Source organism: Achromobacter sp. UMC46 (genome assembly GCF_014170335.1).
Lineage (GTDB): Bacteria > Pseudomonadota > Gammaproteobacteria > Burkholderiales > Burkholderiaceae_B > Achromobacter.
In genome coordinates this window covers 381,525-406,279 of the sequence record NZ_LZZS01000003.1, presented here as the reverse complement: position 1 = coordinate 406,279, position 24,755 = coordinate 381,525, and the positions used below count along the sequence as shown (strand labels likewise).

Genomic DNA, 24,755 nt, shown 5'->3' with positions numbered 1-24,755 from the left:
CCGCGCATGAGCCTGTCACGCCCTTTCATCCTGCGCCCGGTCGCAACGTCGTTCCTGATGATCGCCCTGCTGCTGTCGGGCATCCTGGCCTGGCGCATGCTGCCGGTGGCGGCGCTGCCGCAGGTGGATTACCCGATCATCCAGGTGACCACCCATTACCCCGGCGCCAGTCCCACCGTGACGGCGCGCGCTGTGACGGCGCCGCTGGAACGGCGTTTCGGGCAGATACCGGGCGTAAAGCAGATGTCGTCCACCAGCGGCAGCGGCATTTCGGTGATCACGCTGCAATTCTCCCTGGACGTATCCCTGGGCGTGGCCGAGCAGGAAGTGCAGGCCGCCATCAGCGCCAGCGGCTCGCTGCTGCCGTCGGACCTGCCGACGCCCCCCATCTATCGCAAGGTCAACCCCGCCGACGTGCCCATCCTGACCCTGGCGGTCACCTCCGATTCCCTGCCGTTGCCCAAGGTCTACGACCTGGTGGACACGCGCATGACGCAACGCCTGTCGCAACTGTCCGGCGTGGGCATGGTCAGCCTGGCCGGCGGCCAGCGTCCCGCCGTGCGGGTGCAGGTCAATCCGATGGCGCTGGCCGCCCGCGGCCTGCAACTGTCGGATGTGCAGGAAGCGATCAGCAAGGCCAATTCGAATCAGCCCAAGGGCAGTTTCGACGGCCCGGTGCGGTCGGTCATCATGGACGCCAACGACCAGCTGCAAAGCGCCGGGGAATATCGCGAGCTGATCGTGGCCTGGAAGAACGGCGCGCCGGTGCGGCTGGGCCAGGTCGCCATGATCGAGGACGGCGCCGAAGACCGCTACCTGGCCGCCTGGGTCGACAAGCAGCCCGCCGTGCTGGTCAACATCCAGCGCCAGCCGGGCGCCAACGTGATCGCCGTGGCCGACCAGGTCAAGGCGCTGCTGCCCCAGTTAACCGCCAGCCTGCCCGCCGCGGCGCAGGTGCGCATCCTGACCGACCGCACCGAGAGCATCCGCGCGTCGGTGCGCGGCGTGCAGTGGGAGCTGGTGTTCGCCGTGGGCCTCGTCGTGCTGGTGACGTTCCTGTTCCTGCGCAACCTGCCCGCCACCCTGATCCCCAGCCTGGCCGTGCCGCTGTCCTTGATCGGCACCTTCGGCTTCATGCATCTGGCCGGCTTTTCCACCAACAACCTGACGCTGATGGCGCTGACCATCGGCGCGGGTTTCGTGGTGGACGACGCCATCGTCATGCTGGAGAACATCGCGCGCTACCGCGAACAGGGGCATAGCCCCATGTCGGCCGCGCTGAAAGGCGCCGGGCAGATCGGCTTCACCCTGGTGTCGCTGACGCTGTCCTTGATCGCCGTGTTGATCCCGCTGCTGTTCATGGAAGACGTGGTGGGGCGCCTGTTCCGCGAATTCGCCATCACGCTGGCGGTGGCCATCCTGATATCGCTGGCGGTGTCGCTGACGCTGACGCCGATGATGTGCGCGCGCCTGTTGCCCGCCCACGTGGAATCGCGCCCCGGCCTGCTGGACCGCGTCCAGGCGCGCTACGCCGGCTGGCTGGACGTGACCCTGCGCCATCAGCGCCTGACGCTGCTGGTCATGCTGGCCACGGTGGCGCTGACCGGCCTGCTCTACGTGGCCGTGCCCAAGGGCTTCTTCCCCGTGCAGGACGGCGGCGTGCTGCAAGGCGTGACCCAGTCGTCGCAGAACACCTCGTTCGACGCCATGTCCCGGCGCCAGCAGGCGGTCGCGCACAGCCTGCTGGCCGACCCCGACGTGCAGAGCCTGTCGTCCTTCATCGGGATCGACGGCATGAACACCACCTTGAACACCGGCCGCCTGCTGATCAATTTGAAGCCCTGGGCCGAGCGCAGCGCGCCGCTGGCCGACATCATGGCCCGGCTGGACGCGCGCGCCCGCGACATCCAGGGCATTTCGCTCTTCCTGCAACCGGTGCAGGAACTGAACATCGAAGACCGCGTCAGCCGCGGCCAGTACCAATTCACGCTGACATCGCCGGACAGCGCGCTGCTGACGCAATGGAGCCACGCGCTGACGCAGCGCCTGGCCCGGTCGCCCGAGCTGGCCGAGGTGTCGTCCGACCTGCAAGGCGACGGCCGCCAGGCGTTCCTGCAAGTGTCCCGCGATACCGCCGCGCGGCTGGGCATGACGATGGACGACGTGGTGCAGACCCTGTACAACGCGTTCGGCCAACGCCAGGTGGCCACCCTGTTCACGCAGTCCAACCAGTACCGCGTGGTGCTGGAAGTGGACCGCCGGCTGGCCCTGAGCCCCGACGCGCTGGAGCGCATCCATCTGCAGACGGAAACCGGCCAGGCGATTCCGCTGTCGGCGCTGGCCACCGTCAGCGAACGCGCCGTGCCGCTGGCCGTGAACCACCTGTCGCAATTCCCGGCGGTGAACCTGTCGTTCAACCTGCCCCCGGGCGGCTCGCTGGGCGAAGCCATCGCCGCCATCGAGGCCGCGCAGCACGAAATCGGCATGCCGCCCAGCGTCGAACTGCGCCTGCAGGGCGCGGCGTCGGCGTTCCAGGCGTCGTTGTCCAACACGCTGTGGCTCATGCTGGCCGCCGTGGTCACGATGTATCTGGTGCTGGGCATGCTGTATGAAAGCGCGATCCACCCCGTCACCATCCTGTCGACGCTGCCGTCGGCCACGGTGGGCGCGCTGCTGGCGCTGCTGATCACGGGCCGGCCGCTGGACCTGATCGCCGTCATCGGCATCATCCTGTTGATCGGGCTGGTGAAGAAGAACGGCATCATGATGGTGGACTTCGCGCTGGAAGCCGAACGCTCGCGCGGCCTGCCGCCGGAAGCCGCCATCCGCGAAGCCGCGCTGCTGCGCCTGCGCCCCATCCTGATGACGACGCTGGCCGCCTTGTTTGGCGCGTTGCCGCTGATGCTGGCCACGGGTTCCGGCGCCGAACTGCGCCAGCCGCTGGGCTGGGTCATGGTGGGCGGGCTGCTGGTCAGCCAGGTGCTGACGCTGTTCACGACGCCCGCCGTCTACCTGTTCTTCCACCGCTTGGGCCAGCGGCGCGGCGTTTGCGCCAAGCCCGCAAGGACGGACGGGCCCGCCGCATGATCCGGGCCCTGCTTCACCGGCCGGTCGCCTGCATTTTCCTGGCGCTGGCGCTGACGCTGCTGGGCGCCGTGGCCTGGCGGCTGCTGCCCGTGGCCCCGCTGCCTCAAGTGGATTTCCCCACCATCGAAGTGCGCGCCGAGCTGCCCGGCGCCAGCCCCGAAAGCATGGCGAGCACCGTGGCGGCGCCCTTGGAGCGCGCCCTGGGCGGCATCGCCGGCGTCAGCGCCATGACCTCGTCCAGCAACCAGGGCGCCACGCGCGTCCAGTTGCAGTTCGACCTGGACCGCGACATCAACGAAGCGGCCCGAGACGTGCAGGCCGCCATCAACGCCGCCCGCGCCGAACTGCCTGCGGGCATGCCCGGCAACCCCAGCTACCGCAAGATCAATCCGTCGCAGGCGCCCATCATGGCGCTGGCGCTCAGCTCCCCCACTCGTCCGGCGGGCCAGCTCTACGACTTGGGCGCGACGGTGCTGGCGCAGAAGATCTCTCAGATCAACGGCGTGGGTGAAGTGACGATGGGCGGCAGTTCGCTGCCTGCCGTGCGCGTGCAGGTCAATCCCAATGCGCTGGCGCACTACGGCGTGGCGCTGGACGACGTGCGCGAAGCCATTTCGGACGCCGCGCCGATGCGCCCGCAAGGCCAGTTGGATTCGGCCGGCCAGCGCTGGGAAGTTGGCACGCCCGCGCAACCACGCAGCGCCGAGGAATACCAAAGCCTGATCGTGCGCCACCAGGACGGCGCCGTCATCCGGCTGGCCCAGGTGGCGAAAGTCAGCGATTCCGTGGAAAACCGCTACAGCAGCGGCTTCCACAACCGCAACCCGGCGGTCGTGCTGACCATTAGCCGCCAGCCGGGCTCGAACATCATCGAAACCATCAAGGCCATCAACGAGGCCCTGCCCGGCCTGCGCGCGCTGATGCCGGCCGACGTGGACCTGACCGTGGCGCTGGACCGCTCGCCCGGCATCAACGCCACGCTGCGCGAAGCGCACATCACCCTCGCGCTAGCCACGGCGCTGGTCATCCTGGTCGTGTGGCTGTTCCTGGGCAATGCGCGGGCGGCGGCCATCCCCAGCGTGGCGATCCCGGTATGCCTCATCGCCACCTTCGCCGTCATGTACGCGTGGGGTTTTTCACTGAACAACCTGTCGCTGATGGCGCTGATCGTGGCCGCCGGGCTGGTGGTGGACGACGCGATCGTGGTGCTGGAGAACATCTCGCGGCATATCGAACGAGGCCTGTCGCCCGCCAAGGCGGCGCTGCGCGGCGTGCGCGAAGTGGGCTTCACGCTGGTCGCCATGACCGTCGCCCTGAGCGTGGTGTTCGTCTCGATCCTGTTCATGGGCGGGCTGGTCGAACGGCTGTTCCGCGAGTTCTCGATCACGCTGGTGGCCGCCACGGTGATCTCGCTGGTGGTATCCGTCGCGATCATTCCTGCTTTGTGCGCGCGCTGGCTCAAGCCCGGCACGGCGCATCAGGCAACACCCGTCCTCCCCACGCGGATGCAGGCGGCGTTCGCCCGCGTGCACGACTGGTACGGCGCGTCGCTTGCGCGCGTGCTGGGCCATGCGCGCCTGACGCTGCTGCTGCTGGCGGGCGTCGTCGGCCTGAACGTCTACCTGTATGTCGCGGCGCCCAAGGGCTTCCTGCCGGTGCAGGATACCGGCCAGCTGGTCGGGTTCGTGCGGGGCGACGACGGCTTCTCGTTCCAGGTCATGCAGCCCAAGATCGACCAGTACCGCCAACTGGTGCTCAAGCATCCGGCCGTGCAGGACGTCATCGGCTATAACGGCGGCGGCCTGGGCATCAGCAATTCGCTGTTCCTGATCCGGTTGAAACCCGTGTCCCAGCGAAGCGAATCCTCTACCGAGGTCATCAATTGGCTGCGCCTGAATGCGCCGCCGGTGCCGGGCGGCATGTTCTTCCTGAACGTGGACCAGGACTTGCGCATGCCCGGCGGATTCGGCAACTCGGGCGACCATGAACTGGCCATCATGGCCAGCGACGTGCCCGCGCTGCGGGAATGGTCGCGCAAGATATCCAAGGCCATGCAGGCCATCCCCGAACTGCGCGACGTGGACGCCGAGGGCGACGGCGCCACCCAACAGGTGGTGATCAACATCGACCGCAGCGCCGCCCGGCGCCTGGGCGTGGACATGGACACGATCAGCAGCGTGCTCAGCAACTCCTTCAGCCAGCGCCAGGTGGCCACCCTGTACGACGCGATGAACCAGTACCGCGTGGTGCTGGAGCTGGACCCCCGCTACACCGAAGACCCCGAAGTGCTGGAGCAGGTGCAGGTCATTGCCGCCGACGGCACGCGCGTCCCGCTGACGGCGTTCGCCACGTACGAGAACGGCCTGGTCAACGACCGCGTGTTCCATGACGGCTTGTTCGCGGCCGTGGGCGTGGGTTTTTCCCTGGCCGAAGGCGTATCGCTGGAACAGGGGCTGGCTGCCATCGACGCCACGACGGCCAAACTGATGGTGCCTTCGTCGATCCAGACGCGGCTGGGCGGCGACGCCCGCAACTTCCAGCAAAGCGTGCAAGACCAGCCCTGGTTGATCCTGGCGGTGCTGGTCGCCATCTATCTGGTCTTGGGCATCCTGTATGAAAGCCCGCTGCATCCGCTGACCATCCTGTCCACGCTGCCTTCGGCGGGCGTGGGCGCCTTGCTGGCGTTGCGGCTGGCCAACATCGAGTTCACCCTGATCGCGCTATTGGGGCTGTTCCTGCTGGTCGGCATCGTCATGAAGAACGCCATCCTGATGATCGACTTCGCGCTCAGCCTGGAACGGCGGGAAGGCTTGACGCCGGAGCAAGCCATCCACCGCGCCGCGATGCTGCGCCTGCGGCCCATCGTCATGACCAATCTGGCGGGTCTGCTGGGCGCCTTGCCCCTGGTGCTGGGCATGGGCGAAGGTTCCGAACTGCGGCGCCCGCTGGGCGTCGCGATCATCGGCGGCCTGGCGATCAGCCAATTCCTGACGCTGTACACGACGCCCATCGTCTATCTGGCGCTGGAACGGCTGCGCCTGAAAGTGCGCGCGGCGCGCGTCCGGGCGGCGTCCTGATTGCGATAGCCCAATCGCCCTAGTCCGGCCGGGCTAGTCCTTCGCATATCAATCCCCAGGCGTCCATGGTAATGTCGCTGCGTGTATTCCGATAACAGCGCGTTAGCCATGGCGTTCCGGCGCCGACGCAGAAAAAAAGGGGACTATGCACGCACCCGCGCCGCCTCCTTTTTTTCCGCAGCTGGCGCATCATTCCCTGGTTTCTGATTCGTTGACGCTTCATACGCTGTTTACCTGCTTGATCAGGCCGAAGAGACCATGACTGTGCAAACGGATTTCCCTATTGTGGGTGTCGGCGCTTCCGCCGGCGGCGTCGAAGCGCTGGAAGGCTTTTTCCGCGGGGTGCCCCCAAAACCGGGGCTGGCGTTCGTCGTCCTGACCCATCTGAGCCCCGTGCGCGAAAGCCACTTGCCCGAGGTGCTCCAGCATTACACCCCGCTCAAGGTCCAGACGGCTACGCAGGACGCCGAAGTCGTGGTCGACAACGTCTACGTGCTGCCCGCCGACGCCGTCATGTCGATCCACGAAGGTCGGCTGCGGCTGCGCCAACGGGTGCCCGAGCAGCGCGGGCCGCGCCCGATCGACCTGTTCTTCACCTCGCTGGCCCTGGACCGCGGCGAATCCTCTGCGGGCGTGGTGCTGTCCGGCGGGGACTCGGACGGCACATTGGGCATCAAGGCGATCAAGGAACAAGGTGGCCTGACCCTGGCGCAGGCGACCGACGGCTTCGGGCCAAGCAGCCCGGAAATGCCCGGCAGCGCGATCGCCACGGGGCTGGTCGATTTCATCGTGCCGGCGGATCAGATGGGCGTGAAACTGGTTGACTTCGCATCGGGGCTGGGCCATCTGGACGATCTGGACGACACCGCCGCCCAGGGGCCGGAGCGCGCCCGGCTGGAGGCCGCCAAACACGAAATCTATGCGCTCCTGCGCGCCCGCATCGGCCACGATTTCAGCGGGTACAAGAGCAAGACCTTCATGCGCCGCGTCCAGCGCCGCATGCACGTGAACCAGATGCCCACCCTGGACGCCTATGTCGCTTTCCTGAAGCAACACACCCAGGAAGCGGGCGCCCTGTTCCGCGACCTGCTGATCAGCGTCACGAATTTCTTCCGCGACGCCGAGGCCTTCGAGTCCCTGCAGAAGCTGGTGATCCCGCAATTGCTGAAAGACCGCGAGGCCACCGAAACCATACGCCTGTGGGTGCCCGGCTGCGCAACGGGCGAAGAGGTCTATTCGCTGGCGATCCTGCTGCGCGAGCACATGAACACGCTGCCTGCCGCGCCCCGGGTGCAGGTTTTCGCCACCGATATCGACGACCGCGCCTTGGCCGTCGCCCGCGCGGCGCGCTACCCGGCCGCCTTGCTGGATGCCCTGTCGCCCGAACGGCGCGCACGTCACTTTGTAGCCGATGGCGACAGTTATGTAGTCAGTAAACCGGTACGGGATTTATGCATTTTTTCGCCTCACAACGTGCTGCGCGATCCGCCTTTCTCCCGGATCGACCTGGTGTCATGCCGCAATCTGCTGATCTATTTCGGCGGCGGCATCCAGAAGCAGGTCATCCCGACGTTCCACTATGCACTGCGTCCCGGCGGCTATCTGTTCCTGGGCATGTCGGAAAACGTCAGCCAATTCAACGACCTATTCAGCCCGATCGACAAAAAGCACCGGATCTTCCAGCGCCGAGCGGATATCGGCGCGCACCCACGCCCACCGATCACCTTGCCCTCCATGCATAAACCGGACCTGCCACATTCCTCTCATCGCCGCACGCAAACCGGCACCTCCACGCTGCGCCACTCCGTCGACAGCCAGGTGCTGGCGCAACATGCTCCGCCCCACGTGCTGGTCAACCGCGACGGCGATATCGTCTATTACTCAGGCCGCACCGGCAAGTATCTGGAAGCCGCGGCCGGCGTGCCGACCCGCCAGGTGCTGACGCTGGCGCGCAAGGGCCTGCGCCTGGACCTGCGCACCCTGTTGCACGAAGCCGCCGAAACCGGCCGGCCCGCGGTGCGAGAGAACGTCGCCGTGGACGGGGAAGACGGCCGCGTCCAGATGGTGACCTTGACGGTGGAGCCCTTGGCCGACCACAAGGAAAACGAGCCCCTGTTCCTGATCCTGTTCGCCGACCACGGCCCCTTGCTCAGCCGCGATGAGGCTTATGCGCAGGGCAGCGTCACGCAACAAGGCGCGGCCCAGCAGATCGAACTGGAATTGCGCGACACGCGTGAACGCCTGCAGTCGATGATCGAGGAATACGAAACCGCGCTGGAGGAACTGAAGTCCTCCAACGAAGAACTGGTGTCGGTGAATGAGGAATTCCAGTCCACCAACGAAGAATTGGAAGCCTCCAAGGAAGAACTCGTATCGCTGAACGAAGAGCTGCACACGGTGAACGCCGAACTGCACGGCAAAGTCGACGAACTGGACCGCAGCAACAGCGACCTGCACAACCTGTTTGAAAGCACGGCCATCGCCACCCTGTTCCTGGACCGCGACCTGATCATCCGCAGCTTCACGCCGGCCATGGGCGACGTCTTCAACATCCTGCCCAGCGACTGCGGCCGCCCTATCACCGATCTGGCCAGCCGTTTCGACCTGCCCTCGTTCGCCAACGACATCGCCAAGGTATACACCCACTACCAGCCGATCGAACGCCGCATCGCGGGCACCTTGGACGGCAAGCACTACCTGTTGCGCCTGGTCCCCTACCGCAGCAGCGACAGCCAGGTCGACGGGGTCGTCGTGACCTTCATCGACATCACCCTCATCACCCGCGCCGAACGGCGCCATCGCGTCCTGATCTCGGAACTGCAGCACCGCACCCGCAACCTGCTGGCGCTGGTGCAGAGCGTGGCGCGGCGCACCTTGGGCGACGGCGAGCCCTTTCAGCGATTCGAGACCCGCCTGGCCGCGCTGGGTCGCGTCCAGGGCTTGCTGACCGAATCCGATGGCGGCAAGATCGAACTCGGCGGCGTCATCCGCCGCGAACTCGACGCCGTCGGCAACGAACGGCAGGTGACGATCAACGGGCCGGAAGTCCGCATCGCCCCGGAGCGCATCCAGACCCTGGCGCTGGCCATCCACGAACTGGCGACCAACGCCGTGAAGTACGGCGCGCTGCGCTACGAATCGGGCCGGCTGGACGTCAAATGGCGCATCGAACGCCGCGACGGCAATCGCGACCACCTGATCCTGGATTGGACCGAATCCGGGCTTCCCGCCGCGCCCGACGCGACACGGCGCGGCTATGGCCGCGACCTGATCGAGCAGGCGCTGGCGCTAACGCTGCGCGCCAAGACCGCCATGGATTTCAGATCCGACGGCATCGCCTGTCATATCGACGTGCCGATTGAAGCCAGAAACGAAGCTGGAAACGACGCCGGAATCGAAGCTGGAAACGAAACCCGCAACGAGCCCGGCGACGGCGCCACGCCCGAGTGACCCCGGCACGCGGGGACGGCCTGTCCCGGGGCGGCGGACCTACTCGGGCAGGCGCGTCGCCGCCGTCAGCCGCTCGGACATGAACGCCAGGAACTCCCGGGCCAGCGGCGGCAGGGTCCTGCCCTGCAGCGTCAGCACCTGGATGCTCCGCTGCCGCATTTCGGGGTTCGTGAACGGCACGCCGGCCAGCTTGTCGCTGCCCACCTGGCCCATCAGCGTCAGATAGCCCGTCAGCGCCACGATCCGGCTGCCTGGCAGCATCGGCAGGAACGCCGCCGAATGGTTCGACACGTAGGCCGGTTCGATATGCAGCCCGGCATTTGCGCATGCGGCGTCGAACAACTGCCGGACCGTCGTGCCCTGATCGCCCAGCGACAGCGGGTAGTCCGCCAGGTCCCGCATGCCTACGCTGCGCCGGCTGGCCAGTGGATGGTCGCGGCACATCACCGCATACACGGGGGCCCGCGTGAGTAATTCAGTCTTCAATCGATCGTCCTGCGCCGTGGAATAGCGCAACGCGATCTGCGACAGGCCCTCCAGGATCTGGCGACTGACCTCGTCCGGCCGCTCCACATGCAGGTGGAACCGCGCCTCCGGCCGCACACGTTTGAACTCGGCCATGCTGAGCGGCAGGAAACGGTGCGCGAAGCCTTCGGTGCAGGCCAGCCTGATCGTGACGTCGCCCACATGGCCGCGCTGCCGGATCTGCGTCGTGACGCGCTCGGCCTCCAGCGCCGCGGCATTGGCGTAGGCGGCAAGCTGCCTGCCGGCTTCGCTCAGCGCCATGCCGCGCGCCTGGCGCTCGAACAGCACGATGCCCAGATCGTCTTCCAGCTTGGCGACCTGCCGGCTGACGGCCGAGGCCGCCACATGCTGCGCCGCCGCCGCCCCCGCGATGGACCCGCAACGGGCCACTTCCAGGAAGTACCTCAAGGCCAGTGAAATCATGGTCGGCTCCGAAATCCATGCCTTAAAGGCATGGCATAGATGCTAATTATCTAATTGTGGCACGGGGTGAAGCGTAATAACTTTGTGCCTCCCTTGCGCACCCGAGAGTCGATGTGAATCGCGAACAAGCCATCCTCCACGCCGTTGAAGCCTTTGATTCCGGCGCCCTGCTGGCGGCGCTGGCGCGCCGCGTCGCCTACGCGACGGAAAGCGAAGTGCCGGAGCAGGCGCCCGCGCAGCACGCCTACCTGAATGAAGACCTGATCCCGCTGCTGACGGCACTGGGTTTCTCCTGTGAGGTCCATGCCAATCCCGCCGGCGTGGACCTGCCCGTCCTGGTGGCGCGCCGCATTGAACAAGCCGGCCTGCCGACCGTGCTGATGTATGGCCACGGCGATGTCGTGCGCGGCAACGCCGCCAAATGGGACGCCGGGCGCGACCCATGGCGCCTGCAGGTCGAAGGCGACCGCTGGTACGGCCGCGGCACGGCCGACAACAAAGGCCAGCACTCCATCAACCTGGAAGCCTTGCGGCACGTGATCGCCGCGCGCGGCGGCAAGCTGGGTTTCAACGCGACCTGGCTGATCGAGACCGGCGAAGAGGCCGGTTCGCCCGGCCTGGCCGCCTTTTGCGAGGCCCAGCGCGACGCATTGGCGGCCGACGTGTTCATCGCCAGCGACGGCCCGCGCCTGAATGCGGAACGCCCCACGCTCTTCATGGGATCGCGCGGCGCGGTGAACTTCGAATTGAAGCTGCGCGCGCGTGAACGCGGCTACCACTCCGGCAACTGGGGCGGCCTGCTGGCCAACCCCGCCATCGTGCTGATGCACGCCATCGGCACCCTGGTGGATGCCCGCGGCCGCATCACCGTCGACGGCCTGCGCCCGCCCCCCATCCCCGCCGCCGTGGCCGGCGCGCTGGCCGACCTGCAGGTGGGCGGCGGCGCCGACGACCCCGAAATCAACGCATGGTGGGGCGAACCCGGCCTGACGGCGCCCGAGAAGGTATTCGGCTGGAACAGCCTGGACGTCCTGACCTTCGGCGCGGGCGACCCGGCCAAGCCCGTCAACGCGATCCCGCCCGAAGCGGTGGCCTGGTGCCAATTGCGTTTCGTGGTCGGCACCGACTGGCGTGCGCTTGAGACCCATGTGCGCGCACACTTGCGCCAGGCGGGGTTTGAAGACGTGCAAGTCCGGATTGGCATGCAGGCAGGCGCCACGCGCTTGTCGCCCGACAACGCCTGGGTGCGCTGGGCCGCCGCGTCGCTGCAACGCACGACCGGCAAACGCCCCGCGCTGCTGCCCAACCTGGGCGGCTCGTTGCCCAACGACATATTCGCCGACCTGCTGGGCTTGCCCACCCTGTGGGTGCCGCACTCCTACCCCGCTTGCGCGCAGCACGCGCCCAACGAGCACCTGCTGGGCAGCGTGGCGCGCGAGGGGCTGGCCATCATGGCCGGCCTGTTCTGGGACCTGGGCGACCAGGGCGCCGCCCTGCGCGGGGCGGTAGCCGTCTGCGCTATTCCCGCGGCCGCCTGACCGTCCGGCCCTTTTCCATGTTTCCCTCTGACTGATCGAGAGCTTTGCCATGACCGCTAGATTTTGTGCCGCCGTGATGGCGTTCAACCTTGCTGTGGCCGCGTATGCGGGCGAGGCCCATGCCGCGTATCCCGAACAGCCGATCAAGATCGTCGTGCCGTTCACGCCGGGCGGCGCCACCGACGCGGTGGCGCGGCTGCTGGCCAACCGGCTGTCGGGCAGCCTGGGGCAATCCGTCATCGTGGAGAACCGCCCCGGCGCGTCCACCGTGATCGGCGCGGATGCCGTGGCGCGCGCGCAACCCGACGGCTATACGCTGCTGCTGTCGGGCAGCACCACCTATACGGTCTTGCCGGCGCTGAAATCCTCGTTGCCCTATGACCCGATCCACAGCTACGAACCGATCGCCATCGTCGCGATGGCCCCGGTCGTGCTGCTGGCGCAGAACGGGCTGTCTATCAGCACGGTGCAGGAAGCGGCGGCGCTGGCCAAACGCCAAAGCGACAAGGGCGGCCTGATGTACGGCACCTTCGGCCCCGGCTCCGCCCCGCACTTGGCCGGCGAGATGTTCGCCGAAGCCGTGGGCGCCAAGATGCTGCCCGTGCCCTACAAGGGCAGCGCCCAACTGATCACCGCCATGATCGGCGGCGAGGTCGCGCTGGGCGTGGACACGGTGTCGTCAGCGGCGCCGCAAGTGCGCGCCGGAAAGGTCCGCGCGCTGGCCGTCACGGGCGAACACCGCGTGCCGCAGCTGCCTGACGTGCCCACCTTCACCGAAGCCGGCATCCCGCAGGTATCGTTTGTCGGCTGGTACGCGCTGGCCGCCCCGGCCCGCACGCCCGCCCCGGTCATCGACACGCTGAACCGCGCCGTCGCCAAGATCATGGAAGACCCGCAAGTGCGCAAAGCCGTGTCGGACCTGGCGCTGGAACCCGTGTACCTGCCGGGCCAGGCGTTCCACGACCAGATCGCCCGCGAGCTGCGCACGTTTGGCGACGTGGCAAAGCGCGCGAACATCACGCTGGACTGACACGGTTGGCCGGCCTCGGCGCGTGGGCATGCGCCAAGGCCGGCCGCCAGGCGGATCAATACTTGTAGTTCACGCCCAGCATGGCGCTGAACGGCGCGCCATAGTAGTTGCTGTAGACGTTGGTGCTGGCGTAGTACTTCTTGTCGAAGACGTTGTTCAGGTTCAAGGTGGCCGACCACTGGCGGTTGACTTGGTAGCGCGCCATCAAGTCCACCAGCGCATAGCCGCTTTGCGACGATTCGAACGGCTTGCCGCCCGGGCCGCGGCTGGAATACTCGCTTCCGCTTTCCCAGCGCACGCCGCCGCCCACGGTCAAGGCGCTCAGGTCGCCCGGCAGGCGATACGTCGTGTACAGCTTGGCGATGTGGCGCGGCAGGCCGACTTGCGTGACGAATCCTTGCGGCAGGCGGCGGTCCACGTAGGCATACGACAGCTGCATCTGCCAGCCGGGCGTCAGCTCGCCGGTGATTTCGGCTTCCACGCCCCGCATCACCGCCCCGTCGGCGGCGACAAACGCGCTGTCGCCGTTCGGCGCCAGACGGTCGCCGTCCAGCATGGCGTAGTTGTCCTGGCGAGTCCGGAACAAGGCCACCGACCCGTTCAGGCGACCATCCAGGAACGCCGACTTCAGGCCGATCTCGTAGGTGTTGCCCTTGATGGGATCCAACGCGCTGCCCGTCACGGTCTGCGCCTGTTGCGGCTGGAAGATGCTGGTGTAGCTGGCGTAGGCGGACACGGTGCTGGTCAGGTCATAGACCACGCCGGCGTAAGGCGTGTAGACGCCCTGCTCCCGCATGTTGTCCGGATAGGACGAGCCATCGGTATAGTTGTAGGACGCTTGCTGGTCCCACCACGTCACGCGCGACCCCAGCACCAGCGACAGCCCGTCGGTCGGACGCAGGCGCACCGCGCCGTAGATCGACGCCTGCTTCTCGGTGTAATAGCGCTTGCCGGTCGATTGCCAGTCGGGTTCGGGCATATCGCCGTTCCATTCTCGGATATCGGGAATCTTGGGGTTGTAGCCCGGCGCGGTCCACAGCGGATACGTGTCGTAGTCGCCCCGGGTGCGCGATGCGCTGGCGCCCACCACCAGGTCATGCTGGCGTCCGAAGGCGTCGAACGCGCCGCTCAGGCTTGCGTCGACTGCGTTCTGGGTTTTCGGAATGGGCCATTTGGCCACCCACACCGACGCGCCCTGGCCCGTCGTCGGGTTGGCCCAGCCGTTGCTGCTGAACCAGCCGTACGTGCGGTCGTTGTCGTCACCCGTGCGGGACACGGTCACCGAGCCCTTCCACAACGGCGAGAATTCGTGGTCCAGCGTCGCGAACACGTTGTAGCGCGTGCGTTCCTGGCGGCTCCAGTCGGTAGCGGAATTGAAGCGCTGCGGGAAATCGGTTTTCGTGCCGTCGGCATAGGCGGCGGGAAAGCCGAAATATGAGCACGCCGTGCACTTCTTGCGCTGATACTCCGCGCCGAGGGTCAGCATGGTGCGTTCGGCCAGGTCGGCCTCGACCACGCCGTACAGCAGTTGCGAATCCTGCTTGACGCGGTCGATGAACGAGCCGCCTTCCTGCCACGCCCCGACCAGCCGGCCGCGCAGTTTGCCGGATTCGTCCAGCGGGCTGCCCAGATCGAATTCCGTGCGCTTGTAGTCCCAGGAGCCGACAGCCACCCCCACGCCCGCCTCGAATTCGCGCGTCGGCCGCTTGCGCACCAGGTTGATCGACGCCGCGGGATTGCCGGCGCCGTTCAACAGGCCGGTGGAACCGCGCACGACCTCGATCCGGTCATACAGCGCGGTATCCAGCCCCAGCGCATTGAAATCCTTATGCGTGGGCACGCCGTCCACCTGCATGTTGGTGACCTCCATGCCGCGCGCATACAGTCCCTTTTCGTTGTCGTCGGCCGACCCTTTTTTCTTGAAGGTCAGCCCCGGCGTGTTGACGATGGCGTCCTCCAGCGTATTGAGCCCCTGGTCCGACAGGCGCTGGCGCGTCATCACCGATACCGATTGCGGCGTCTCGCGCAGCGTCATCGGCAGCTTGGTCGCGGTGGTGGACAAGCCCACCGTGTACGAATCCGACCCCTCGCTGGGCGAAGGTTCACGCGAGCCCAGCACTTCCACGGGCGCGAGCGTCTGCGCGCCGGCGATGCGCAAGCCGTAATTGTTGCCGCCTTGGCTGACGGCTTCCAGCCCGGTGCCCGACAGCATCGCCGCCAACCCCGAGGCGACGCCGTATTCGCCTTGCAGGCCGGCGCTTTGCTTGCCTTGCGTCAATTGGGCATCGAAAGACAGCACCACGCCCGCCTGGGCCGCAAAGCGGCCGAGCGCCAGCCCCAGCGGGCCGGCGGGAACATCGTAGCGGCGGGCCGCATCGGCGGACGGCGCCGCCTGCGCCAGCGCGGGCGGCGCGCAAGCCAGCGCCATCAAGGCGACAAAGACGGCGCGCGCGATCGGCGCCAGCGGGCCGGTATGGCGGTGGAAGGACATATTGAAAGGCATAAGCTCAGGTTTTCCGTGAATCAAATCCGACGTAATCCCTGCTAAGTCGGACGAGCGCGGAAAAAGGACAATGCCGATTGAAAATAAATCAGGCGCGGGCGACTACCCGGGTGTAGTAGCGGGTGAAACGCGACACGCGCACGGGCAGCGCGCGTTCCACGGCCGCCAAGGCGCGATCCGTGTCGTCGATCGGAAACGCGCCCGACACGCGCAGCGACGCCACGGATTCCTCGCAGCTGAGGCGGCCGGGACGGTATCGGTCCAGTTGCGCGATGAAAGCGCCCAGCCGCATCCCGTCCACGATCAGCAGGCCGCGGGTCCAGGCGTCGGGTTCGCCCAGGATGACGCCCTCGGGCCGGGCGCCCGACGCTTCCAGCACGCCCTGTTCGCCCGCGTTCAGCACCAGCGGCGCGGCGCCGTCGGCGGGCAGCAGCTCGACCGCATGCCGCAGCACCGCGACGCGCGTGCGCGCATCCTGCCGGTTGACGGTGAAGCGCGTGCCCAGCGGCCGCACCGTGCCGTGCAGCGTCGTCACGCGCAAGGGCGGCAAGCCCGGCGCGGCATGTTCCGTGTCGATCAGGATCTCGCCGGCATGAACGGTAACCTGGCGGCCGCGCGCGTCCATGGAGACGTCGACCGCGCTGGCACTATCCAGCCATAGCAAGGTGCCGTCCGCCAGCCGCAGTTCGCGGCGTTCGCCCGTGCCCATGTGGTAGTCGGCCAGATAGCTGGCCGCCATTTGCTCGACCGGCAAGGTGCGCCAGGCCAGCACGCCGCCCGCGCCGAGCAGGGCCATCGCCCCCAGTCCGTTGCGCAGCGCGGCGCGCCGGCGCTCGAAGTGGCGGTCTGCGCGGCTCAAGGTATCGGCGGCCAGCCTTGCGGGCGCTGCGCCCAATGTGCCGCGCAGGCGCTCGACCTGCCGCCAGACACGGGCATGTTCGGGATCGGCGGCCAGCCAGCGGCCGTGCGCCGCCACATCGGCCGCGTCGGCGTCATCGGCGCATAGCCGCGCATACCATTGCGCCGCCGCGGAAATCGTTTTGTCCGCCATCGCCGCCTACTGCCGTTCCAAGGCGTACACCAGGCAGTGCTCGGTCGCGCGCGCCATATATTTCTTGACCGAACTGACCGTCACGCCCAGCTTGGCCGCAATGTCGGCGTAGCTGTTGCCTTCAAGCTGCGACATCAGAAAGGCGCGCCGCACCTTGTCGCCCAGCCCGTGCAGCATGGCGTCGATCTCGCGGATGGTTTCCAGCAGGATGGCCTGTGTTTCGGGAGAGATCGCATGGGCCTCGGGCTGCTGCGCCAGCGTTTCCAGCCAGGCGCGCTCCAGCACCTGGCGGCGGATGTGGTCCACCAGCGTGCGCTGCGCCACGGTGGCCAGAAAGCTGCGCGGCTGCAGCACGCCCTGCAATTGCGCCATGGACGCCGGCGAGGCCAACAGGCGCAGGAAGGTGTCTTGCGCCAGGTCGGCGGCTTCGGCGGGCACGCTCAGCCGCCGCAGCAGCCACCCGCGCAGCCAGCCATGATGATCGCGATAGAGCAAGCCTAGCTCGCGGTGCTCCAGAGATTCCGAGGACGACATGGCCGTAGCGCGACCGCTTCCTGATTTTTAAGAATGGGAATTGTAATCATTATTGATGATGGCGGGCAATCGCCCGCCATCTTCCCGGCGCCTGCCCGCTTCTATACCATCGGCGGCACCGTTTCGCGCTCGGGATGCCGGTGCTTGGCCAGCGCCTCGATGAACTGGGCCCCGCTTTTCGCCGGCGCTCCGCCGCCCATCACCAGGCCCCCGTCCGATTCGTCAGGCGCAATGCCCGCCGCTCCGAACAACTGCCCGCCCCGTCCCAATGCGAGCAGCGTCTTGCCGTGGCGGAAGGCGTCGCGCAGGAATTCCAGCGCCCGCCCATCCGTCTGCAGCCGCCCCACGGCGCCCTCGCCGCCCGGGACGACGGCCCCGTCGAACAGCCCCGAGGGGTGGTTGTCCAACGACGCGTCCGCATCCAGCGTGCTGCCGTCATCCGCCTGCACGGGGCCGATCCGCTGGCCCACCAGCCGCACCACCACGCCCGCCTTGATCAGCGCATCCGCCACGGCCGACACGGCCGCGCCGTCCACGCCTTCGGCCACCAGGATGGCGACCTTGCGCGTAGCGACCCCGCCGTCACCCGGCCTGGCGGTCAGCGACAGCGCCGGCGACACCGCCACCTCGGGCTTGGGCGGCTCGGCGATGGCGCGCGGCAAGGGCTCGGGCAAGGCCATGCCCAGCTGGTCGGCCACGGCCAGAGCCAGCTCGTCCGACACATTGCGCAGCGACGCCACCATGCGCTGCCGGATCGCCGGCACCGTCAGCTTGCTCAGTTCAAAGGCGAAGGCGTTGATGATGTGCTGCTGCTCCCAGTCTGTCTGACTATCGAAGAACAGCGTGGCCTGGTTGTAGTGTTCGGCGAACTTTTCGGGATGCCCGCGCAGCTCGTCGCCCGTCACCGGTTCCGGGAACGGCACAAAACCGTCCATCCCGGCCTGGAACGGGCAGCCACCCGCCAGCGAATTCGGTTCATACGCCACGCGCCCCCGGTGGATGGCCTGGCGGTGCATGCCGTCGCGCTGGTTGTTGTGCACCGGCGCCAGCGGCGCGTTGATGGGGATCTCGTGGAAATTCGGGCCGCCCAGGCGCGAGATCTGCGTGTCCACGTACGAATGGATGCGCCCGGCCAGCAGCGGGTCGTTGGTGAAGTCCACGCCTGGCACGACATGCGCCGTACAGAAGGCGACCTGCTCGGTCTCGGCGAAGAAGTTGTCGGGATTGCGGTCCAGCACCATCCGGCCGATGGGCGTAACCGGCACTAGTTCTTCGGGCACGATCTTGGTGGCGTCCAGCACGTCGAAACTGAAGCGCTCCGCCTGTTCTTCCGTGAAGACCTGCACGCCCAGTTCCCATTCAGGGCCGTTGCCGGCGTCGATGGCTTCCCACAGATCGCGCCGGTGGAAGTCGGGATCGGCGCCCGACACTTTGACCGCTTCGTCCCACACCTGGGAATGCGTGCCCAGCACGGGATTCCAATGGAACTTCACCAGCCGCGATTCGCCCTGGGCGTTGACGAAGCGGAACGTATGCACGCCGAAGCCCTGCATCATGCGGTAGCTGCGCGGGATGCCCCGGTCGGACATCACCCACATCAGCATGTGCGTGGATTCCGGCATCAGCGAGACGAAATCCCAGAACGTGTCATGGGCGGACGCAGCCTGCGGCATGCCGTGGTGCGGTTCGGCTTTCACCGCATGCACCAGGTCCGGGAACTTCATCGCGTCCTGGATGAAGAAGACCGGGATGTTGTTGCCCACCAAGTCCCAATTGCCTTCATCGGTGTAGAACTTCACCGCAAAGCCGCGCACGTCGCGCGCCGTGTCCTTGGAGCCGCGTTCGCCCGCCACCGTCGAAAACCGCACGAACACAGGCGTGCGCTTGCCCTTCTCGGCGAATAGCGACGCGGCCGTCAGGTCTGTCAGGGGCTTGTAGCATTCGAAGTAGCCGTGCGCCGCCGAACCCCGCGCGTGCACGATGCGTTCCGGAATGCGCTCGTGGTCGAAATGGGTGATCTTCTCGCGCAGGATGAAGTCTTTCAGCAAGGCCGGGCCGCGCAATCCGGCCTTGAGCGAATGCTGGTTGTCGCCCACGCGCACGCCCTGGTTCGTCGTCAGCATCTGGTCGCTGGCGTCCGAACGCACGCGCGCCAACCGGCCGTCCACGGCATTCACGCCCGGGGCGGCCGCGTCGACGGTCTTGTCCGACGCCTCGCTTTCCGACAAGGTGCTGGCGCCCACGGACGGATCCGCAAGGGGCACATGCGCACCCGCGACGGGGCAACGCGCGGCATCCGCGCCGTACTCCGCCGCCTTGCCGGCGTTGTGGGGAATGGCGGCCGCCGTGTCGCCCACCGCGGCGGCCCGCTTCAGCGCCGGGTGGCCGGGCTTGCCGCCTGGGCCGGCGGCCGGGCCGCTATCGGTATTCATATAGGCGGTATCCAGCGCACCGCCCTTGCCGCCGGCAGAGTTGCCGGCGGGGGGCTTTCCTGCTGGCGTTTTGCCTGGGGATTTCTTCGTTGCCATGGCCGGTCTCCTAGTGTTTGAGCATCTTGTCGCGCGCCTGTTCGGCCCGCGATGCGCCAATGGCGGACTCCACCTGCTTGACCTCTTCGGGCGGCGGCAGCACGGCGGGAAAGCCCAGCGATTCGATCCACAATTCCCGCGACCAGCCCTGCGTGTGATACAGGTGGTGGTCTTCGTCGGTGGCCACGGCGTCATAGGCCTGTTTCAGGATCTTGGCCTCGCGGCCCGCGTGCTGGTCGGCGATCACGCCGATCAACGACCAATTCGCGTGATCCTTCGTTTCGGCCAGCACCACGCATTCGGTCGCCACCAGTTGCGCGGCATCCGGGTCCCCCGCGCTGGCCGCCATCTTCATGGCCTTGACCAGCGACTCGCCCAGGTGGCGGACCACTGCCCGGCCTGGCGACTGCGCCTCGGGATCGAGTCCCAGTTGTTCAAACACGGTCAAAAGGACGCGGTGGTGCGTGCGCGTCTCCTCCAGGTATTCCTTCCATTCTTTCTTCAGGTCTTCGTTAATAGCGCAGGACACCGCGGTCTCGTAGACGGACAAGCCGCCGATCTCGGTCTCCAGCGCCTGATACAGCAGTTCGTTGATCTGCTGGGCGCTTCCGGCTTTGTTTTTCATCAGGGGGCTCCTCGTTCAATGGCATCTGCGGCCGGACCGACCAGGGCGGACAGTCGAGCGGGATGAGGCGCCCCTTCAGCAATCGCCATGCCTGGTGGCACCGCGCCTGCCCGAAAAACGGAAAGCCCCGGAATGCCTGGCATCGCAACTCCGGCCCCAATTCGCTTAGAATTGGAACCATTCTCAATAAAACCAAAATCCGTCGGCTCGCGGCGGCGACAACGAATAAGAGGCTCGTTCTGAAATCCGGTTTCCGCCTATCCATGGCCTGGTTGCACACCTGGGTCGGCCTGTGGTTTTCGTGGCTGCTGTTCGCGGTGTTCCTGACAGGGTCACTGGCCGTGTTTACCGAGCCCATCACCCACTGGATGACGCCCGAGCACCATGCGGCCGAGGCCCTGGCCGCGCAGCAGGAAAGCGCCCCCGTGGACCGCGCCCGCCGCCTGGACCTGGCGATCGACTACATGTCGAAAAAGCACGCCGGCGCTGAAATGTGGGAGATCTGGCCCGTCAACCGTTCGCACGAGAACAGCCTGTCCGTTTACTGGTTCGATCAGAACGGCCAATACGCCGACGCCGAACTGGACCCGGACACCGGCGCCGAACTGGACGACCACCACGACGAGGAAGGCCGCGCCACGATGGGCGGCACGCACTTCGTGAACTTCCACTACATGCTGCACGAAAGCCGCTATGGCCTGTGGATCGTGGCGTTCGCCAGCATGGCGATGCTGGTCGCGCTGGTGTCCGGCGTGGTCACGCACAAGCGCATCTTCAAGGACTTCTTCACGTTCCGCGCGAAGAAGGGCCAGCGTTCGTGGCTGGACGCGCACAACGCCGTCGCGGTGCTGACCCTGCCCTTCCAGTTCATGATCGCGTATACCGGCATCGTCATTTCCAGCGCCGAGCTGATGCCGGCGCCGGTCGCCGCCCACTACGGCGCCGGAATGGAAGGCACCCGGCTGTACTTGGCCGAGATGCAGGGCGAAGTCAAACCGCTGCACACCGGCGCGGCGCTTGCGATGCCTAAGCTGGAACCCATCGTGGCCCAGGCCGAAGCGCTGATCGGCCAGACCGCGCGTGCCATCGTCATCAACAACCCCGAAGACAGCTCCATGCGGATCGCCGTCTACGGCTGGAACGAAGACCGCGACACCTTCCACAACATCAGCGCCACGACCGGCATGGCCGAATTCTCGGGCGCCACGGGCGAACTGCTGCGCACGCGGCCCGCGGGTGGCGTCAACGGCGGCACGCCGGCGCTGGCGCGCCAGGTGATGAGCGACCTGCACATGGCGCGCTTCGGCGGCCTGGCCATCCATTGGCTGTATTTCGTCTGCGGCCTGGCGGGCGCCGCCATGATTGGCACGGGCGCGGTGCTGTTCATGGTGAAGCGGCGCGCCAAGCTGGGCAATGAATTCGGCGGCGCCACCGCGCGCATGTACCGCCTGTTCGAAGGCCTGAACGTGGCCGCGCTGGCCGGCCTGGCGGTGGCGTGCATCAGCTACTTCTGGGCCAACCGCCTGCTGCCCGTCGCGTTGGAGAACCGCGTGCTGTGGGAACTGCGCTGCTTCTTCGGCATCTGGGCGCTGATGCTGGCGCTGGCCTGGCTGTGCCGTCCGCGCCGCGCCTGGATCCTGCAACTGAGCCTGCTGGCCGCGCTGTGCCTGCTACTGCCGCTGATGTCGTTCGCGACGCTGGGCGATCACCTGTTCGCGCAGGTCGGGCGCGGCGATTGGGAAAGCGCGGGGCTTGAACTGACCGCCGTCGCCTTTGGCGTACTATCCGCCTGGGCGGCATTCCGTATTTGGAAAAAGCCCCTGTCCGCGCCCAATCAGCGCAAATCCCGCGCGAACCAAGAGGCGCCGGCATGAACATGAACGACGTATTCGCCATTGTGATGGCCCTGCTGCTGACCTACTCCGGCATGGCCTGCCTGAGCCTGGCCATGCCGCGCCATTACGACCAGGTCTGGGGCCGCGATCCGTCGGCCGGCCACACGCGCGTGCTGCGCGGTGCCGGCGTGCTGCTGCTGGCGCTGGCCCTGCTGCCCTGCGTGGGCCTGTGGGGCAACACCGTGGGCGTGGTCGCCTGGCTGGGCTGGCTGTCGGCCGGCGCGCTGCTGTGGGTCGGCATGCTGTCCTGGGCGCCCCGTCCGGCCGCCAGCACCGCCGCACTGGCGGTGGCCATTTCGCTGGCGGGCATCGGCATCGGCTTCTGACGCGCATTGCGCATTCCGCTGGCCGTCTGACCGCATTTGACCCGCATCAACCCAGGCTGATATCCCGCGCCAATGCCGCGCCGATAGCACCATATGTGGTGGTAGAGTTTCCTCACTCCACTACATATGGTGTCGATAATGCCTATCCAACACATCCTCAAGCGCGACGGCCGCGTCGCGGCCTTTGATCGCGACAAGATCGCACACGCCATGGCGGCGGCCGGAACCAGCACCGGAGAGTTGGACCTGGCGGGCGCGCAGGCCCTGACCGATATCGTCATCGGCGCGCTAGCAGACCAGCCCTGCCCCGGCGTCGAAACCATCCAGAACCGCGTCGAGGAAGCCCTGGTGCAGGCGGGCCACTGGCGCACCGCCCGCGCCTACATCGTGCACCGCGAACAGCACGCCCGGCTGCGCGCGCTGCGCCACACCTTGGTGGACGTGGAAAGCGCCATGGAGGAATACCTGGACCAGCGCGACTGGCGCGTCAACGCCAACGCCAACCAGGGCTATAGCCTGGGCGGCCTGATCCTGAACGTCGCGGGCAAAGTCACCGCCAACTACTGGCTGTCCAACGTCTTCACGCCCGAAGCGGGCCAGGCCCACCGCGACGGCGACATCCATATCCATGACCTGGACATGCTCAGCGGCTATTGCGCCGGCTGGTCGCTGCGCCAGTTGCTGACCGAAGGCTTCAACGGCATCCCGGGCAAGGTGGAATCCACGCCACCCAAGCACATGTCGGCCGCCATCGGCCAGATCGTCAACTTCCTGGGCACGCTGCAGAACGAATGGGCGGGCGCGCAGGCCTTCAGTTCATTCGACACCTACATGGCGCCCTTCATCCGCCGCGACGCGATGACATACGCCGAGGTGAAGCAATCGATGCAGGAACTGATCTTCAACCTGAACGTGCCCAGCCGCTGGGGCACGCAGACGCCCTTCACCAACCTGACGTTCGACTGGACCTGCCCGGCCGACCTGAAGGAACAGGTGCCTTACGTGGGCGGCCAGGAAATGCCTTTCCAGTATGGCGACCTGCAAGCCGAAATGGACATGATCAACCGCGCCTACATCGAAGTGATGATGGCCGGCGACGCCAAGGGGCGCGTGTTCACCTTTCCGATCCCCACCTACAACATCACCCCCGACTTCGACTGGAACCACGCCAACACCGACCGCCTGTTCGAAATGACGGCGCGCTACGGGCTGCCCTACTTCCAGAACTTCCTGAATTCAGACCTGGAACCCCACATGGTGCGGTCCATGTGCTGCCGGCTGCAACTGGATCTGCGCGAACTGCTCAAGCGCGGCAACGGCCTGTTCGGGTCGGCGGAGCAGACGGGGTCGGTGGGCGTGGTGACGGTGAACTGCGCGCGCCTGGGCTACACGTGCCAAGGCGACGAAGCGCAATTGATGGCACGGCTGGACACCCTGCTGGGCCTGGGGCGCGACGTGCTGGAGACCAAGCGCAAGGTGGTGCAGCGCTACATCGACCAAGGCCTGTACCCCTACACCCGGCGCTACCTGGGCACGCTGCGCAACCACTTCAGCACGCTGGGCGTGAACGGCATCAACGAGATGATCCGCAACTTCTCGAACGGGGCGGACGACGTCACCACCGCCGCGGGCCACGCGCTGGCCGTGCGCCTGCTGGACCGCGTGCGCGACCGCATGACCGAATTCCAGGAGCAGACGGGCCACCTCTACAACCTGGAGGCCACGCCCGCCGAAGGCACGACCTACCGCTTTGCCCGCGAAGACAGGAAACGCTATCCCGGCATCCTGCAAGCGGGCTCCGAAACCCAGCCGTACTACACGAATTCAAGCCAGTTGCCCGTGGGCCACACCGACGATCCCTTCCACGCGCTGCAGCTTCAGGAAACGCTGCAAGGCAAATACACCGGCGGCACCGTGCTGCACCTGTACATGAACGAAGCGGTGTCGTCCGCCGAGGCCTGCAAGCAGCTGGTGCGCCGCGCGCTGTCGAACTTCCGGCTGCCCTACATCACGGTCACGCCCACGTTTTCCATCTGCCCCCACCATGGGTATCTGGCCGGGCATCACGAGTTCTGCCCCAAATGCGACGCCGAACTGCTGGCCAAGCAATCCGCGTGCTGCGCACCCGCCTAGCGCGCGACACCCCGCCGGCACAACGCCGGC

Annotated in this window: 14 protein-coding genes; 8 read left to right on the top strand and 6 right to left on the bottom strand. The window is 66.9% G+C overall.

Annotation, left to right across the window (positions count from 1 at the left end):
• Positions 1–6: 6 nt before the first annotated feature.
• From A9973_RS02345 to A9973_RS02335, 3 genes are all read left to right on the top strand, one after another.
• Entirely contained in the window at positions 7–3,087 is a 3,081-nt protein-coding gene (locus A9973_RS02345; RefSeq protein WP_183012153.1) for a multidrug efflux RND transporter permease subunit, read from the top strand.
• Complete coding sequence (locus tag A9973_RS02340; RefSeq protein WP_183012152.1) at positions 3,084–6,164, top strand: efflux RND transporter permease subunit; 3,081 nt, start codon at positions 3,084–3,086, stop codon at positions 6,162–6,164. The genes A9973_RS02345 and A9973_RS02340 overlap by 4 nt, the downstream gene beginning before the upstream one ends.
• 258 nt (positions 6,165–6,422) lie before the next feature.
• Positions 6,423–9,614, top strand: a complete 3,192-nt coding sequence (locus tag A9973_RS02335) for a CheR family methyltransferase (RefSeq protein ID WP_183012151.1) — start codon at positions 6,423–6,425, stop codon at positions 9,612–9,614.
• Positions 9,615–9,653: 39 nt separating this feature from the next.
• Here the strand turns inward: A9973_RS02335 and A9973_RS02330 are convergent, their stop codons facing one another.
• The gene (locus A9973_RS02330; protein ID WP_183012150.1) at positions 9,654–10,562 is read right to left on the bottom strand and encodes a LysR family transcriptional regulator; all 909 of its coding nucleotides are present in this window, start codon (positions 10,560–10,562) and stop codon (positions 9,654–9,656) included.
• 113 nt (positions 10,563–10,675) lie between these two features.
• On the opposite strand from A9973_RS02330, the gene A9973_RS02325 reads away from it, so the two are divergent.
• Both A9973_RS02325 and A9973_RS02320 read left to right on the top strand, forming a co-directional pair.
• Positions 10,676–12,100 (top strand): M20 family metallopeptidase, encoded by a 1,425-nt coding sequence (locus tag A9973_RS02325; RefSeq protein ID WP_183012149.1) that lies wholly within the window; start codon positions 10,676–10,678, stop codon positions 12,098–12,100.
• Positions 12,101–12,149: 49 nt separating this feature from the next.
• Positions 12,150–13,130 (top strand): tripartite tricarboxylate transporter substrate binding protein, encoded by a 981-nt coding sequence (locus tag A9973_RS02320; RefSeq protein ID WP_183012148.1) that lies wholly within the window; start codon positions 12,150–12,152, stop codon positions 13,128–13,130.
• A gap of 55 nt (positions 13,131–13,185) precedes the next feature.
• On the opposite strand, the gene A9973_RS02315 is transcribed toward A9973_RS02320, so the two are convergent.
• From A9973_RS02315 to A9973_RS02295, 5 genes are all read right to left on the bottom strand, one after another.
• Positions 13,186–15,633 carry a TonB-dependent receptor gene (locus A9973_RS02315; protein WP_183012147.1) on the bottom strand — a complete coding sequence of 816 codons (2,448 nt, stop codon included), beginning with the start codon at positions 15,631–15,633 and terminating at the stop codon, positions 13,186–13,188.
• An 88-nt stretch (positions 15,634–15,721) separates the two neighbouring features.
• Positions 15,722–16,684, bottom strand: coding sequence for a FecR domain-containing protein (locus tag A9973_RS02310; protein ID WP_183012146.1), 963 nt, complete (start codon positions 16,682–16,684; stop codon positions 15,722–15,724).
• 6 nt (positions 16,685–16,690) lie between these two features.
• On the bottom strand, positions 16,691–17,218 hold the full coding sequence (locus A9973_RS02305) for a sigma-70 family RNA polymerase sigma factor (RefSeq protein WP_183012145.1): 528 nt from the start codon (positions 17,216–17,218) through the stop codon (positions 16,691–16,693).
• Positions 17,219–17,319: 101 nt separating this feature from the next.
• On the bottom strand, positions 17,320–19,746 hold the full coding sequence (locus A9973_RS02300; RefSeq protein WP_183012144.1) for a catalase: 2,427 nt from the start codon (positions 19,744–19,746) through the stop codon (positions 17,320–17,322).
• A gap of 10 nt (positions 19,747–19,756) precedes the next feature.
• Entirely contained in the window at positions 19,757–20,371 is a 615-nt protein-coding gene (locus A9973_RS02295; protein WP_183012143.1) for a hypothetical protein, read from the bottom strand.
• A gap of 263 nt (positions 20,372–20,634) precedes the next feature.
• Between A9973_RS02295 and A9973_RS02290 the strand changes: the two genes are divergently transcribed.
• The 3 genes from A9973_RS02290 (at position 20,635) to A9973_RS02280 (ending at position 24,725) form a co-directional block, all read left to right on the top strand.
• Positions 20,635–22,245 carry a PepSY domain-containing protein gene (locus A9973_RS02290; RefSeq protein ID WP_183012142.1) on the top strand — a complete coding sequence of 537 codons (1,611 nt, stop codon included), beginning with the start codon at positions 20,635–20,637 and terminating at the stop codon, positions 22,243–22,245.
• Positions 22,242–22,592 (top strand): DUF3325 domain-containing protein, encoded by a 351-nt coding sequence (locus tag A9973_RS02285; RefSeq protein ID WP_006223268.1) that lies wholly within the window; start codon positions 22,242–22,244, stop codon positions 22,590–22,592. The genes A9973_RS02290 and A9973_RS02285 overlap by 4 nt, the downstream gene beginning before the upstream one ends.
• A gap of 138 nt (positions 22,593–22,730) precedes the next feature.
• Positions 22,731–24,725: a ribonucleoside triphosphate reductase gene (locus tag A9973_RS02280; RefSeq protein WP_183012141.1), complete on the top strand. Its 1,995-nt coding sequence runs from the start codon at positions 22,731–22,733 to the stop codon at positions 24,723–24,725.
• Positions 24,726–24,755 lie beyond the last annotated feature (30 nt).